General features: G+C 41.7%; 18 protein-coding genes. 2 read left to right on the forward strand and 16 right to left on the reverse strand.

Going from position 1 to position 14,871, the window contains the following annotated elements:
* Positions 1-81: 81 nt before the first annotated feature.
* Positions 82-1,377 (reverse strand): phosphopyruvate hydratase, encoded by a 1,296-nt coding sequence (eno, locus tag GT641_RS07350; RefSeq protein ID WP_161117216.1) that lies wholly within the window; start codon positions 1,375-1,377, stop codon positions 82-84.
* 362 nt (positions 1,378-1,739) lie between these two features.
* Between eno and GT641_RS07355 the strand changes: the two genes are divergently transcribed.
* Positions 1,740-2,291: a DUF3793 family protein gene (locus GT641_RS07355; RefSeq protein WP_161117188.1), complete on the forward strand. Its 552-nt coding sequence runs from the start codon at positions 1,740-1,742 to the stop codon at positions 2,289-2,291.
* Positions 2,292-2,438: 147 nt separating this feature from the next.
* Positions 2,439-2,861: a flavodoxin gene (locus GT641_RS07360; protein ID WP_044945779.1), complete on the forward strand. Its 423-nt coding sequence runs from the start codon at positions 2,439-2,441 to the stop codon at positions 2,859-2,861.
* A gap of 150 nt (positions 2,862-3,011) precedes the next feature.
* On the opposite strand, the gene GT641_RS07365 is transcribed toward GT641_RS07360, so the two are convergent.
* From GT641_RS07365 to GT641_RS07445, 15 genes are all read right to left on the reverse strand, one after another.
* Complete coding sequence (locus GT641_RS07365; protein ID WP_044945777.1) at positions 3,012-4,787, reverse strand: oleate hydratase; 1,776 nt, start codon at positions 4,785-4,787, stop codon at positions 3,012-3,014.
* A gap of 222 nt (positions 4,788-5,009) precedes the next feature.
* Complete coding sequence (locus tag GT641_RS07370; RefSeq protein ID WP_161117189.1) at positions 5,010-5,591, reverse strand: TetR-like C-terminal domain-containing protein; 582 nt, start codon at positions 5,589-5,591, stop codon at positions 5,010-5,012.
* An 80-nt stretch (positions 5,592-5,671) separates the two neighbouring features.
* Positions 5,672-5,920 carry a hypothetical protein gene (locus tag GT641_RS07375; protein WP_161117190.1) on the reverse strand — a complete coding sequence of 83 codons (249 nt, stop codon included), beginning with the start codon at positions 5,918-5,920 and terminating at the stop codon, positions 5,672-5,674.
* Positions 5,921-6,091: 171 nt separating this feature from the next.
* Entirely contained in the window at positions 6,092-6,592 is a 501-nt protein-coding gene (locus GT641_RS07380) for a DNA-deoxyinosine glycosylase (RefSeq protein WP_161117191.1), read from the reverse strand.
* Positions 6,593-6,907: 315 nt separating this feature from the next.
* Positions 6,908-7,552, reverse strand: a complete 645-nt coding sequence (locus GT641_RS07385) for a methylated-DNA--[protein]-cysteine S-methyltransferase (RefSeq protein WP_161117192.1) — start codon at positions 7,550-7,552, stop codon at positions 6,908-6,910.
* Positions 7,553-8,125, reverse strand: a complete 573-nt coding sequence (locus GT641_RS07390; protein ID WP_161117193.1) for a cytidylate kinase-like family protein — start codon at positions 8,123-8,125, stop codon at positions 7,553-7,555.
* A 38-nt stretch (positions 8,126-8,163) separates the two neighbouring features.
* The gene (locus tag GT641_RS07395) at positions 8,164-8,847 is read right to left on the reverse strand and encodes an FCD domain-containing protein (RefSeq protein ID WP_161117194.1); all 684 of its coding nucleotides are present in this window, start codon (positions 8,845-8,847) and stop codon (positions 8,164-8,166) included.
* 159 nt (positions 8,848-9,006) lie between these two features.
* Positions 9,007-9,699 (reverse strand): LrgB family protein, encoded by a 693-nt coding sequence (locus GT641_RS07400; RefSeq protein ID WP_161117195.1) that lies wholly within the window; start codon positions 9,697-9,699, stop codon positions 9,007-9,009.
* On the reverse strand, positions 9,692-10,063 hold the full coding sequence (locus tag GT641_RS07405; RefSeq protein ID WP_008402058.1) for a CidA/LrgA family protein: 372 nt from the start codon (positions 10,061-10,063) through the stop codon (positions 9,692-9,694). Before GT641_RS07405 ends, GT641_RS07400 begins: the two co-directional genes overlap by 8 nt.
* Positions 10,064-10,364: 301 nt before the next feature.
* Positions 10,365-11,195 (reverse strand): RNA methyltransferase, encoded by an 831-nt coding sequence (locus GT641_RS07410; protein ID WP_161117196.1) that lies wholly within the window; start codon positions 11,193-11,195, stop codon positions 10,365-10,367.
* Positions 11,196-11,247: 52 nt separating this feature from the next.
* Entirely contained in the window at positions 11,248-12,150 is a 903-nt protein-coding gene (locus GT641_RS07415) for an NAD-dependent epimerase/dehydratase family protein (RefSeq protein ID WP_192919816.1), read from the reverse strand.
* A gap of 363 nt (positions 12,151-12,513) precedes the next feature.
* Positions 12,514-12,822, reverse strand: a complete 309-nt coding sequence (locus tag GT641_RS07420; RefSeq protein WP_044921757.1) for a hypothetical protein — start codon at positions 12,820-12,822, stop codon at positions 12,514-12,516.
* A 245-nt stretch (positions 12,823-13,067) separates the two neighbouring features.
* Positions 13,068-13,196, reverse strand: coding sequence for a cysteine-rich KTR domain-containing protein (locus GT641_RS07430; protein WP_080786855.1), 129 nt, complete (start codon positions 13,194-13,196; stop codon positions 13,068-13,070).
* Between the two features lie 128 nt (positions 13,197-13,324).
* Positions 13,325-14,068 (reverse strand): MATE family efflux transporter, encoded by a 744-nt coding sequence (locus GT641_RS07435; RefSeq protein ID WP_243143713.1) that lies wholly within the window; start codon positions 14,066-14,068, stop codon positions 13,325-13,327.
* A gap of 198 nt (positions 14,069-14,266) precedes the next feature.
* Positions 14,267-14,449, reverse strand: a complete 183-nt coding sequence (locus GT641_RS07445; protein WP_055271913.1) for a hypothetical protein — start codon at positions 14,447-14,449, stop codon at positions 14,267-14,269.
* Between the last annotated feature and the right edge of the window lie 422 nt (positions 14,450-14,871).

A 14,871-nucleotide genomic window follows, 5' to 3' on the forward strand; every position in this document is an offset into this window, starting at 1 on the left:
ATAAAAAATATAGGAGACGCAAAACTTACGTCTCCCATACCATTTATTCATATTTTTTTTGAGGAAAATATATGACAATAATTATTTTACATTGAAGGCTTTCATACCCAGATATACGGCTGAAGCACCAAGCTCTTCTTCGATTCTTAAGAGCTGGTTGTACTTAGCTACACGCTCAGATCTGGATGGTGCACCGGTCTTGATCTGGCAGGTATTTAAAGCAACTGCAAGATCTGCGATCGTTGTATCTGCTGTCTCACCTGATCTGTGAGATGAGATAGCTGTGTATCCGGCCTTGTGAGCCATCTTGATCGCTTCCAATGTCTCTGATACAGAACCGATCTGGTTTAATTTGATCAGGATACTGTTACCACAGCCAAGCTCGATACCCTTTGCAAGTCTCTCTGTATTTGTAACGAAAAGGTCGTCACCAACTAACTGTACTTTGTCGCCAAGTTCTGCTGTAAGCTTCTTCCAGCCTTCCCAGTCTTCTTCATCCAGACCATCTTCGATGGAGATGATCGGGTACTTCTCAACCAGTCTCTTCCAGTGAGCGATCAGCTCTTCTGATGTATATACTGTACCGGCCTTTGGCAGCTTGTACTCGCCAACCTTGCCTGTCTTCCACTCGGATGAAGCTGCATCCATAGCAATCTTGAAGTCCTTACCCGGTTCATATCCGGCTTTCTTTACTGCCTCGAGAATTGTCTCGATTGCTTCTTCATCAGATGCAAGTGCAGGTGCAAATCCACCTTCATCACCAACTGATGTAGCAAGTCCTCTTTCCTTTAAGATAGCCTGAAGTGCATGGAATACCTCTGCACACCATCTGAGACACTCTTTGAATGAAGGAGCACCAACCGGCATGATCATGAACTCCTGAACATCCAGACCGGATGATAATGCATGACATCCGCCATTGATAATGTTCATCATAGGAACCGGAAGTCTGTTTCCGCTTACACCGCCTAAGAAACGATATAAAGGTACATCCAGTGAAATAGCTGCTGCTCTTGCTGCTGCGATTGATACAGCAAGGATTGCATTTGCACCCAGATTTGACTTGTCCTTTGTTCCGTCTGCCTTGATCATTGCCTGATCTACCGCATATGTATCAGATGCATCCATTCCAACTAATACGTCATTAATTGTTGTGTTGATATTTTCAACAGCTTTCTGAACGCCCTTACCGCCAAAACGATCCTTATCGCCATCACGAAGCTCTAATGCTTCAAACTCACCTGTTGATGCACCACTTGGAGCAGCTCCACGTCCGACAGTACCATCTGCAAGAATAACTTCTGCTTCTACTGTAGGATTTCCTCTTGAGTCAATAATCTCTCGTCCAATTACTTTTTCGATTTCTAAATAATTCATCATGCTTTGATCCTTCTTTCTGGTGACAGCTTCTGTCCCGGATCCGTCATTGCATCCGGGTGCATGCCCTGTTTTCAGCAGTCGGGGATGCATACAGAATGGAGTCACACGATTTATTCACAAGATTTTAGTTAGTTTCTGCTAACTATTTATAAAAATACCATGCAGAAGCCTTTTCCGTCAACAAAAAACGGTCGAATTTATTGAGAATTTCTATCACATTTTTCGCTTGATTTTTACAAAAACACACCGTATAATGCAGCCATAAGTTAGATGTGCCTAACCGCTGTATGAACGGTTCTGAAACGACACATACTACTACTGTCGCATTTGATAATTTAATGTTACAGGAGTTTCAGATTATGTTTGAAGAATATTTGATCACACATTGTTCGCCTACATTGGCGTCCTTAAAACCTGCCAGCCTGTTCCTTTATCGTTTTTCTTCCGGAGAAGAATTATACGAAAGTGTGGCTGTCTGGGATGCACAATTTCAGAAAAAAGGGATCCGGATCACGATCCTGCGAGAAGATGCCGAAACTGCTCTGATCTATGTCTACAGACCGGATGCTATGGTTCGTGAATTATCAAGACCGGAGATCATCTCTTTTCTTGTAAGCACAGGATATCAGGCAGGAACGATCGATCAAATGCTTGAACAGCTTCGTAGCCGTCTTCATGGTTCGGAAGAATTTCCGCATGAGATCGGTGTCTTCCTTGGTTATCCGTTAAATGATGTTCTCGGATTTATCAAAAACCACGGAAGTAACTGCAAAGGCATGGGCGACTGGAAGGTATACGGAGATCTGGGTGAGGCCCAGAAAACATTTGCCAAATTTAAAAAATGCCGTGAGATCTATGCAAATCTCTGGCATCAGGGACGAACGATCTGGCAGTTGACGGTTGCCGCATAAGTATTTAAAAAATTGCATCCGCTTAACAAAATAAGTATTTATGCAAACGACGTTCACATAACAAAAATGAATATAGGAGATTCCCGCAGGCATTTCCATACGGAGATCTCTAAATATAAAATACATGATTATAAGGAGGAACCTACTATGAGTAAGGTTGCAGTTGTATATTGGAGTGGCACAGGTAACACAGCATTAATGGCACAGGCTGTTGCAGAAGGTGCAAAGGCAAAAGGAGCAGAATGTGATCTTTTAACATCCGCAGAATTCACTGTAGATATGGTAGATAACTACGATGCGATTGCATTCGGATGCCCTGCTATGGGTGCCGAAGTCTTAGAAGAAAGCGAATTCGAGCCAATGTTCGCTGAATGTGAACCGGCATTAAACGGTAAGAAGATCGCCATCTTCGGTTCATATGGCTGGGGAAGCGGCGAATGGATGGATACATGGGAAGCTCAGTGTCAAGCTGACGGTGCTGTATTTGCAGCAGCTCCACTGATCTGCCATGAAACACCGGATGAAGCAGGTCTTGCTGATTGTACCGCACTTGGCGAAGCACTTGTTTAATAAATAATACACATCTCTAAACGCAACCAAAACACAGGAATCTGCCATGTGGCAGTCCTTCCGCTTGTACATTATCGTACAATCCCAAAAATGCTCTGGCAAACCACACCTCTGCCAGAGCATTTGTTATATTTATTATTCTATTTTTCTCTATATCGCTCCATGCTCCCGGAGAAGTTTCTCGACATCGGTTCCTTCTACCGCCTTTAAAAGCTCCTTCATTGCGATCTTCTCTTTCAGTCCAAGCTTCATATCTGTGATCTTTCTGCCATCGCGTATTGCTACGGTCGCATTTAACAGATCCCGTACATCATAGACACTGCCCCAGACCTCCGGCACACCACGGTCAATATTCAACAGGGTATATACTGCCTCCATACCGGTACGGATCGAATACTCGGTCGTAAATATCGTATCTCTTGCTGTCTCTGCAAACTGTCCGAGGAATGCAAAATTTACTGCTCCCTCCGGTACAACATCCGGGCGGTCACCTTTCTCACGCGGCATGAAAAATGCTGTAATATACGGCATCATAACCGGCACTGTATTTGCGCTGTGCTCAGCAAGCTCCGGTATTTTCTCCTCCGGTACTCCGATATGGTAGAGCCACTCTTCGCAGATCTCCTTACCGGTGCATTCCCGCATCGTCTTCTTTACATAATCACCCGGTTTATTTGAAAATAATCCATATACCCATACAAGCACCTGTCCCTTTGGCTGATTACGGAACTGCGGCTGACGATTGATCGTCCATGAAAGCAGCCATTCGGAATCTCTCGCAGTCACGATACCACCTGTAACTACCTTGCCGGAGAGTGGATCTCTCTTGCAGATTTTCTTAATATATGGAAGGATCTTTTCATCTAGTGTCGTTACCGTTGCACTCATCCAGTTCGACTGTTCCGGATCATAGCAGAATTTGTCCGGATGTCCGAAGGATGGATCCTGTGCAGCGATCTTCCTCCACATATCCCATCCGCCACCCTCACGGATCTCGGTCTTGAATTCAGCCGGTTTGTTCTGACTTCCGTATGAAGAATTCTCCACACAGCCGCCATTTGTGATAAATACCAGATCATTCTCGGTCAGATCGATTGCATCTGCTTCACCGTCACGGATAATATCAATCTTCTTTGCCAGCTTTCTTCCTGCTTCGATCTCGAATTCCACATTTATAACCTTGGTATTATAATGGAACACCACACCGAATGATTCCAGATATTTTACCATCGGAAGAATCATGGACTCATACTGGTTATATTTGGTAAAACGAAGTGCCGTGAAATCCGGCAGTCCTCCGACATGATGAATAAAACGCTTAATATAGAGCTTCATCTCAAGTGCAGAATGCCAGTTCTCAAATGCAAACATCGTCCGCCAGTACATCCAGAAATTAGAATTAAGCACTTCTTCATCAAAATACTCATCGATCCGTTTATTATATAATTCTTCATCCGGGGTAAAGAACAGCTTCATGATCTCCATTGCACCCTTATCGGACAATCCAAACTTCTTATCGGTATGTGCATCCTGCCCCCGATTCTCAGTTGCCCGACACAAAGAATAGTTTGGATCTGCCTTATTCAGCCAGTAATACTCATCCAGTACACTGACACCCTCTGTCTCGATGGACGGAATCGAACGGAACAGATCCCACATACACTCAAAATGGTTATCCATCTCACGTCCGCCACGCATAACATAGCCGATATCACTGTACTGATAACCATCACATGCCCCACCCGGAATCGGGTCTTTCTCCAGAATGTGTACATGTGAGCCTTTCATCTGTCCATCTCTTACCAGAAAACAGGCTGCCGCCAATGCACCAAGTCCCGAACCTATAATATATGCCGATTTCTGATCCACACCCGCCGGCTTCTTTGGTCTGGCAAATGCTTCATAATTTCCACTTGCGTAATACATACGAATTACCTCCAATCTATACAGCCTGCCTGCAAACAGACCGATTATCTCAAAAACTGTCTTTATTATAAGATTCCCCGTTTTTGCCCTCAATAAACAAAAAAAGTACCGTGATAAAAATATATTCACGGTACTTGTTCTGTCTAAAATTTTATCATTTCCCCTGTTTTGATGGGATAACCGGTCTGAAAAATAAGACACATTGTTTTTTCAATGTATCTGTCAGCTCTCTGTTTTTTTGTGAAAGGCATCCGTCCGAAATGCTTCCAGTGCTCTGGTAATATTATCATGCATCACCAGTCCCATCTTATCCACGATCACATGCGGATCCCGCTTCATGCCATTCTCAATCCATTCAAGCAACACACCGACAAAAGAGCATTTGTAAAAATCAGCAATGAACTTCTTATCTTCATCCCGCACCTGCATATTCTTCGCCTTATCTTCGATGACCTTGATCATCAGATCATACGTCAGACTGTACAGATATTTTTCTACCTGATCTCTGCTGATCGAATGATATGCATTCATCATAAATGTCTTATTCTCGCTCACCGCTTCAAAGATACGAAGGAAGCCTTCCTGCCAGGTATCATAGGTTTTATTCTCACCCAGTATCCTCGTTGCATCCTCTACACACACCCACTCTACCAGATCATAGATATCTTTAAAATGATAGTAAAATGTCATTCGGTTGATGCCGCAGTCTTCCGTGATATCCGTTATCGTTATCTTATCAAGCGGTTTCTTTGTAAGAAGCTTCTTCAGTGATGCTTCCAACGCACGTTTCGTTATCTGAGACATTTTCTTGTAACCTCCACGTCTATTGTTCATCAGAAAAAAAGTTATCCTTACTATACCACACCCACCAGAATTTTGTAAAATTAAAAATAAACTAATGGCATGAGAAAAAACAATCTACATAATTCAGGATGTGAGAAAAGCCCTGCAGAAGGAACTGTTTCATATTGAAGCTTCCCTGTAAACTTCTGTTGACTTTCTTCGGATCGATTACTCATAATTGTTGATTTAAGACTAAACAACATTTCTGTCGTAAAACCTGCCAGACGATTCAATTCTTTGGATACCATATACATAGCTGCAACCGGCTGTTCGATCACATTTTCATTCATTTTCTTTCTCTCTTTCGTTCATCATTACTTTTTATGATATAAGTTTATCAATTAGAAAAAACGCCCGCTATCATACGCAGGTAAAATCATCTGATGAATCTGTAAAGTTGTGTATAATTAATGTAAAATATTATTCTTTTTTTATGTCAGCGTTACTATTGTAAAATACTTTTACAAATATTTACCAATCTCCGATTTCCATATTTCTTCCAGTTGTTCCAACGAGAACGCTGCATTTGCCGGACTTGTCGAAGGCAGCTCGATCATCGGAAGAGCGATATGTTCCGCCTGATATTTTTTGTATAATCTGCCGGCAGTCTTACCATTTGTAAAAACTGCCCGGATCGGTGTATGTGCTACAATGCTTTTAATATCTGCAGGAACAACATTTCGGATACTGCTGTCACTGGAACCGATGATCTCACAAGCCCGGATCACATCATAGACCGCCACATGACCGGCAAGCAGCATCCGTTTTTTCTCTTCTATCGTCAAGGGTTCCGGTACACCAAGTACAGCTGCCACAACCTTCCAAAAACGGTTTCTCGGATGTCCGTAGTAGAAGCCCTGCTCTCTGGATTTCACCGATGGCAGACTGCCAAGAACCAGCACCTGTGATTCTTCATTATATACCGGAGCAAATTCATGCTCTACATACTGATATTCTGACATTTTTATTTCCTTTCAAATAAAGAATTGCCTACAAATCTTACACATTCAAACGGAATTACAAAATAATTAACTTCCACTCCGTAAAATATGCATCCCAAACAAAAAAACCAGAGACTATCGCCCCCGACAAGTCTCTGGTTATATATGTATCCCAAACCTCATTTAAATCCCCATGTTGGAATTACGGATATATTATATACTGCCTCCCCCTTGCCTGTACAGTAGTCTTGCAAAAATGACTTGTTTTCTGTTTCAAATAACCTTTGTATTTGAACGATCATTTCCTGCATATAAATCATTTTTCACTTTATATTTTTATATGATTTCTCCATCTAAGATCTTTATTCCAAATCTCTCCATATCCACCCGTCCATCGACAACTGTAACTCCATCTGCCATCAATCGATCTGCCTGTACATTCTTTCCGCCGAATGCAAATGCTCCGGATAATTCACCCTTTGCATTTACCACACGAAAGCAGGGAATGTGCTCCGGATCCGGATTCTTATGAAGCGCGTTTCCCACTGCACGCGCCATCTTCTTATCCCCGGCAAGCTCCGCGATCTGACCATAGGTTGCAACCTTTCCGGCAGGAATCTTTTTCACCGCCTCATAGATTCTCTTTGATGGACTGGCTGTCACCAGATCATAACTCTCTGCGATCATCCGTTTCACATCCTGATCCGGAATACTTCCATCCAGAATGATCGTATTCCAGTGCTCCTTATTCTGATGCCAGCCCGGTATCACCGCGTCAAATGCGCTCCGCCAGAAATCCCGCCATTCCGGATCGACCTTTACATTCAGATTAATATATCCGTCTCTCTCATATGTCCACAGGAATACCTTCTTGCTTCCTTTCACACGCACCAGTTGCCAGTTCGGATCATGAAACGGCGCCTGCTGATATGTATCAGGAAAAGACAGTCCATATGCCAGCGCTTCTTCTCTCGTTGTCATTTATCTTCCTCCGACATGCTTTACATAGTCTGCGATCAATTCCGCCGTCTTATCAACACCCAGTCGTACCGCGTCTATACACAGATCATAATTTTCTGCATAGCCCCATTCTTCTCCAGTATAATATCTGTGATAACCACGCCGTTTCTCATCTGTCTTTTCAACAAGCGCTATAGCCTTTCGCTCCGAGATCTTATGCTTTCCCGCGATATGATGCGCCCGCTGCTTCTTATCTCCGCACAGAAACACCCGGACAGCATCCTTATCATCCCGGTAGGCATAATTCGAAGCACGTCCTATAATGATAAAACTCTGTCCTCCAAACATTGCTGACAATGCCCGTTTCGGTGTATCATACTGATTCTTCGGACAGAAATCATCCGCAACCGAACTGATCATCGCATTTATCGGCTGCTCACCAAAATACATTGGATACTTTTCATAAATTTTCTTTTCTTTTGCAAGCGCGATCAGCTCAGGCTTCGTATAAAAGGGAATCCCTAACAGCTCCGATAATTTTTTCCCAACTTCATCTCCGGCACATCCACATTGTCTTCCAAGTGTTACGATCATACTCTCTTACCTCCTTCTTATATATTACCTCTACTCACCTACAATGCAAGCATCTGGCTGATCAGATGATAATGCCCATCTACCGCCGCTTTCATGGCTGCTTCATCACGTTCTAATACACTATTATAGATCTGCTTGTGATAATTATGCAAGTTTGCCTTTTCTTTTGTATTCACACGGCGCAGCACCAGATCGATCCATTCCCGATAAACGATCATAACCGCCTCCATGATCATCGAAAATAGTTCATTCTCTGTTGCCCGGATCAACAATTCATGAAATTCCTTATCCACGCTAACCAGTTCGGAACCATCCGCCTGCTCCATCCTTGCCAGATTATCCTCCAGAAGCACCTGACACTCAAATGGTATTCCTTTCTCGATCAGCATACTGCATACAGACTTTTCCATTGTACAACGGAACTCACAGACCTCGGATTTCGTGATACTGCCAAGTGCCAGCATCATCATAAGCATCTGACGGATCGACTCTCCGGCATTTTTTGATATATAATTTCCCGATCCCTGTACGCGTTCGATCATTCCCATACCATGCAGGATACTGAGTGCCTCCCTGGTCGAATTTCTTCCGATTCCTAACGTTTCCGCTATCGTACGTTCGGTTGGAAGCTTGCTTCCGTTCTGCAAGGTTCCGTCCTGCATCAGGCTGTAAATATATTGAATTGCTTTTTCATATTCTGATGTAACATGTTGTTTTTCCATACTCGTCTCCCTGACTATCAATAAATTTCGTTATTTCTATATTTTGATATCTGCTACCAGCGGATACCCGCCTATGAGATTATCAACTAACTTCATTATTTCTATATCCGATCTGTAAATTCGAAATAAATCCTTGCATTTTATAAGCAGCATATATATTTACATAAAATGCGCAAATAACGACGAAAGCACAACCGTAAGAATACCGGAAACCGCAATCGCCAGACTGCTCATTGCACCTTCCACTTCACCGATCTCGATCGCCTTTGCCGTTCCGATCGCATGAGATGCAGATCCAAATGCCAAGCCCTTTGATATCGGTTCGGTGATTCGAAAAATCTTGCACACTAATTCACCAAATATATTTCCAAGAACACCCGTTACGATAATAACCGCAACCGTAATCGTTACATATCCACCCAGTTCTTCTGAAACACCCATACCGATCGCAGTCGTGATAGACTTCGGAAGCATCGTTACATACTCCTCATGTGTAAGTCCCATGATCTTTGACAATACAAACACCGTACAAAGACTTGTCACCACACCGGCAACAAGACCTGCCATAACCGCCTTACAGTTATGCTTCAGCAGTTCCCACTGTTCATAGAGTGGGATCGCCAGGCATACAGTTGCAGGGGTCAACAGCCAGCTTAAATATTGGGCGCCTTCATTATAAGTATCATAATCTACCTTGCTCACAACCAGTACCAGAATGGTAACTACAATCGAGATCAGCAACGGATTAAATATTCCCAGTTTGAATTTCTTCTTTAATATTGACCCGATCAAATATGAGATCAGGCTAAGTGTAACTCCTGCAAACAGGGAGTTTTCAAAAAAATCATGCATCCTCTTGTTCCTCTTTCTTCCTATCCTTTCTGATGATCCACTGTGACAGTCTGCCTGTCATCGCCATAACCGTAATGATCGTAACGACCGTGATCACACATACCGGAATCAGCACCGGCTTCAGCGTTCCCCAGCTAACCATCAGACCAACACCGGCAGGAATGAACATCAATGGCATGATCTCAATTAAAAATTTCCCTGTCTCTTTCACTGCTTCTAACTTGATCCATCCAGTCATCAGGCATACAAATAAAATCGCCATTCCATAAATACTGGCAGGAATCGGCAAAGGTAATACATATTTGAGCAGTTCCCCGATAAATGAAATTGCAAGAATGATTAAAAACTGTCTAATATACTTCATTCAAATATCCTCTCTACATTTTTTATCCTTTTTCGTTTGAACTATACTTTTTCATACAAAAGAAATTGGTAGCACCAATTCAGTGCTACCAACCATTATACTGCCATCTTATTATTTGTCAATTTATTATTTTACCAAATCGGCATCAATATATTCCCAGCATGTTTTCTTGCGGGCTGCTCCTTTCTGCGACTGATGCTATAACTTTCCAGATGAATACTATTTATTCCTGTCAGCGGTATCTCAACTGCCAGAAGACCACCCTTTCCTGTCGTCGACGCACAATCTTTACAAACGGATACTACTCCTGCCGCTGATGTCCCAGCTGCCAGAAAGCTACCGCTCCTGCCGCCGCTACGTTAAGTGAATCTACACCATGTGCCATCGGAATCATAACCGTATAATCGCAGTCAGCTATCGTATCTCCGGCCAGCCCATCGCCCTCTGTACCGAGCACAATTGCCAGCTTTTCCTCACTATTTAACTGCGGATCATCAATTCCTACACTATCTTCTCGAAGTGCCATTGCCGCCGTCCTAAAGCCCATTTCTTTCAATGTCTTCATTGCCTGCTCCGGCCAGACACCATCCTTCTTTGACAACATTGTCCACGGAATCTGGAATACTGTTCCCATACTCACACGACTTGCACGTCTGTAAAGAGGATCACTGCAGCCACCGGTCAATATCACTGCATCCATACCAAGTGCTGCGGCACAGCGGAACAATGCTCCCACATTTGTCGGATTGACCACTTCTTCCAAAATAGCGATCCGCTTCGCTCCCTGACATACCTCCTCTATCGTTGGCAATGTCCTGCGGCGCATCGTGCACCAGAGCCCCCTTGTCAGATGGTAACCGGTAAGCTTTGTCAATATCTCATCCGGTGCAACATAGATTGGGACATCCTCCATCCGATCCAGAATCTCCTCAGCCTCTGCAAGCTGTCCCTTTTCTGCCAGAAAAGACACCGGTTCATATCCACCATCTAATGCCCGCTCGATCACCTTCGGACTCTCGGTAATAAACAATCCTTCCTCCGGTTCATAAATTGTTGCAAGCTGCCGTTCCGAAAGCTCCGCATAAACCGCCAGTTCCGGACGATTCAGATCCGTTACTTCTATTATTTTCATCGTAATTTCCTTCCCGATACACACGCTTGTCATCTTATTATGTCAATTACCTTTATACCAAATTGGTATCAATATACTCCCAATATGGCTTCTTGTTTACCTCACCTTCATGCTCTATATACCAATTTGCAGCCTCCTGTAACCCGGCATTCATTGGCATTGTCTCCGGATATATCTTCTTCTGCCGGGTCACATCAAGACAATATTCATAATTATAAAAGCAGAAATAATTTCTCTGCTCTACTGTTTCCGGTACAGATACGAATTCCGGCACTTTATCAAAGCAGGCATAACATTTGATAACCCAGTCTCTTATCGATATTGCCTTTTCATTTCCGACATTCAAAATATGATCCGTTGGGCACTTTGTAATTATTACTTCCATCAGCCTGCACAAATCTTCCACATGGAAAAACTGTAATTTCATCTCACCGGCTTCCGGCAAATAAAATTTTCTGTCTGCCATTGCACAGTCAAATACAAACGCCTCCCGATAGACGTTGTCCATAGAACCATATAAATATGGCGGTCTTAAAATATAACCATCCGGGACTCTCTCCAACAGTGCATTTTCTGCTTTGATCTTATCTGTTCCATATTTTCCCCAGAATTTATTTACTGCTCTTTCAGAATTCTCAGGAAATGGCTGTACACCATACTCCGGATATACCGCACTGGAACTAATCATTATATATTGATCAAAAGAGTCCAGCGAATTATGTAAATCAATTATGTCTTGTGCATCATAAGCGGTTATGTCGGCAACAACATCAAAATGCAGATTCTTCAGCTTATCCCCTAAATTATGCCTGTCGCTTTCAATCAGCGTCACGCCCTTAACCTGCGGTTTTGAATTACGGTTCACTACATAGACATCATATCCATGCTCTACAAAATACTTTGCTGCATACTTACTGACAAATGTGGTTCCACCGGTAATCAAGATTTTTTTCATTGATATCTCCTTTTCTGCTGCACAGGGCTTGCTTATAAGCCCACCCAATTGTTTGCATCTACAAAGTAACATACCGGTAATTTCATTGTCAATATTGCTGCTAATCGATAAACAAAAAAATACCCGGAAGAGTGTAAACACTCTCCGGATATTTTTTATTTATCTAATCTTCTCGTTACTTACGCGTAGATTACTCGATGATTGTAGCAACACGTCCTGAACCTACTGTACGTCCGCCTTCACGATATCAGACCGGTGTATTGCGGTATACGAATAGTGATTTTTTATGTGATTTGTGTGGAAAAATCCGGATTTTCCGTTGTGTCCGTGTGGTTTTCCGGAATTTTTGTTATCATGGTGTTATCACTGTATTTTTAGTTTTTCTGGCATATTTTTTCTTACATTCGTAATCTCTTTATTTAAATCTTTTATATATTCTTTACACACATCTATATATAATCCTGTTTTATATTCTGGTTTTTCCAAAAACTGTAATTCAATTGGATACTTTGTAATCTCCGTAAGTAACTTTACAAATATACTTTTCAAATTATTTTGACTCTCATCATCATTAAGACATACTTCTGCAACTTCTTCAAAGCCAAATACTAAATAATCTTTATTTTCTCTTTTCTCCAAATGTACATTAATCACTTTACTTTCCTGATTCATAAATATCCTTCCTATCATAAAATGCATTTTTACCGCCCTCAAGAGTATGCATACTTTCTTGAGTCCAGTTTTTAGTGTCTGTTTCATCATTTATATTTCTAAGTTCATCATAAAAAGGATTACCAATATACGTTTTATATACTCCATTCTCATGAGTTCTTAGTATACTAATATACGGAAGTGTGCCAACTGCAATATTAGCATTATGTGTTGCTATAATTACTGTTTTTCTCCGTTTTGCAAGATCAGTTAAGTGTTTGCTGTTTACACTTCGGACAGTAGAGTGGAAAGTTCTTTAATTCGGTATCTTCTTGCATTATCGTTCGGGTTTTATTTCCACAGATAGGACATAGAACCCATTTTATAGTTTCCATATTTTTCTCAATCCTTACTTCTAAATATTATCCTACTAAATTTATAAAATTTATCGCAACGGTTTTTAAGTTTTTGCTTCTTGATTACTTAACGGCGGAAAAAGAATGTTTTCACATAGAGCTGTTGTTTACATGTCATTTTTTTGTTTTTTTAATTCTATACCCACCAGTACAACAGATAGCATAAACGCTGAAAAATCAGCAACAGGTCCCGCAAGCAATACTCCCATAATTCCGAAACGAAGCGGGAGCAGCAGGGTAAGCGGAATCAACACAAAGGTCTGCCTTGTTAATGCCAACAGAGCACCTTTTAACGATTTTCCTATTGCGGTAAAAAAACTGGAAGAAAGCAACTGCACACCATTTACCAACACCATGAAAAGATAGGTACGCATGAACAAAACAGCAAATTCAAAATACAGCTCGTTCCCATCTCCGAATAGCGAAATGATAGATTGCGGGAAAAATTGAAATGCGATGAAAGCAATTGTGGAAACAACAAGGTTCCATTTTACCGCAAGCAGGTAAGCCTCCCGTACACGATGGTATTGCCTTGCCCCATAGTTGAAGCCGATAATCGGCTGTGTTCCCTGCGAGATTCCTACAACAATCGCAAGGATTATGGCATTTGTTTTCATAACGATTCCGCAAGCAGCTAAGGGAATATCTGTTCCATATTTTGTTAATGCGCCGTAATAAGTCAACGAATTGTACTGAATGATTTGAATCACGGTAACTGCAATCTGGTTTGAGCTGCTGCTGATTCCCATGCTGCAAATTTTCATACTTTCTTTGATGTCCAATAAAAACGACTCTTTTTCAAAATGGATTGTTTGGAAATGAAATATGCATGCTTCTATTTTCTTTTGCAATGAAATCAGCCTGCCAGCGTAAAGCATCCCTTTTTGTCTTAAACCCCCGCTTAGTAGTCTGGTGTCTGTCACCTTGCCAGTCTTTGAAATAGAACTTACAAAACCAACTTGCGGTCTTGTCGTCCTTATACACACCCATTAAATCAACCCCTTTCAACAAACAAAGGTGTTAGCTAGGCTAACACCTTTGCTCAGAACTTATGCACAACTCATACCGTACCATCGCTCATTAAAATAAGCTCGTGACACTTTTCCGGGAATGGTGATGTAATTATTTGCTTCAAGCTCTGCATTCAGGCTTCTTATCATCTGATATGCTTTAGAGCGACTGATCCCAAGTAAGCCTATCAAATCATCAGCAGAATAATATATTTTCTCCATGCCATCACATCCTTTCCTTAAATTTATGTTGGGGCATTTATGCCGTTTGGTGTATGTTTTTTCCTCTCTGTATATATAATACCTTCTCCTCTATACACAGTCAAACGATCACAAAAGGCTGTAAATCTCCTCATAAACGAGTAGATTTTTCTTATCTCAAAAAAAAATCTGCTCATTTATGAGCAGAAAAAATAATTATAAAATTTTTATAAATTTTTATTTTTCGACGTTTTTCATTGCAGTAGTGGGCTTCGGCATCACCTGCTTTTGTGCCGGATACACATTCGGTAAAGATAGTAATAAACCACAAAAATAACCGCCCACGTCTGGAAAACTAAGCGGCATTTTTGTCAAACTAATTTTCTTGGGCTAACCGTCTATCAGTAGCACATTTTTCTGTATTCAAATTAACACGCATCTAC

The sequence above is a fragment of the Clostridium sp. BIOML-A1 genome, from assembly GCF_009874105.1.
Classification (GTDB): Bacteria; Bacillota; Clostridia; order Lachnospirales; family Lachnospiraceae; genus Coprococcus.